Source organism: Mesorhizobium sp. M0058 (genome assembly GCF_040323095.1).
Taxonomy (GTDB): Bacteria; Pseudomonadota; Alphaproteobacteria; order Rhizobiales; family Rhizobiaceae; genus Mesorhizobium.
In genome coordinates this window covers 1-738 of sequence record NZ_JAMYUQ010000059.1, presented here as the reverse complement: position 1 = coordinate 738, position 738 = coordinate 1, and the positions used below count along the sequence as shown (strand labels likewise).

The window sequence follows — 738 nt, the reverse complement described above, 5'->3', positions numbered from 1 at the left end:
GGCACGCTGTCCGTCAACATCGTCGATGACGTGCCGACCGCGGTTGCCGACATCGACAGCATCGGGGCCGGCCTGTTCGGCCCGGCCACCGGCAATGTGCTGGTTGGCGGAACCGATGCCCTCGACGGCAACACGACCGACGGGGTTGCCGATACCAAGGGCGCCGACGGCGCTGCCGTGGTCGGCGTCGTCGCCGGCGACACCAATGCCGCCCTCGACAATACCGCAACACTCGGCGTGCAGATCCAGGGTCTCTACGGCAAGCTGACGCTGGCCGCCGACGGCACCTACACCTATACCCGCGATGCCGGCTCCGCCGGTGGCCATGACGACGTCTTCACCTACACCATCAAGGACGGCGACGGCGACACCTCGCACACCACGCTGACCATCTCGATCGGCAACTCGCCGCCGGTGATCACCGACCTGACGCCGGCCGCCAACGGCGGCGACGTCACCGTCAACGAGGATGACCTCCTGGCCAGCCGCGGCGTTGGCGAGTCGGCCGGCTCCGACACCTCGAAGGAAAGCACCACCCAGGGCGGCACCTTCACCATCTCCTCGCCCGACGGCATCGCCTCGCTGACCATCGACGGCCATGCCTTCATCACCAACGGCGTGTTCACCGCCAGCTCCTTCACCACCGCGCTCGGCAATACGCTGAACGTGACCGGCTACAATCCCGCAACCGGCACCGTCAGCTATACCTACACGCTGCTCGACAACGAGGCCCATGCT

The 738-nt window shown here is 67.1% G+C and carries 1 protein-coding gene; it reads left to right on the top strand.

Going from position 1 to position 738, the window contains the following annotated elements; translation table 11 throughout:
• Positions 1-738: cadherin-like domain-containing protein (locus tag NKJ75_RS32780; protein ID WP_352500764.1), on the top strand; the 738-nt coding region annotated here is incomplete at both ends.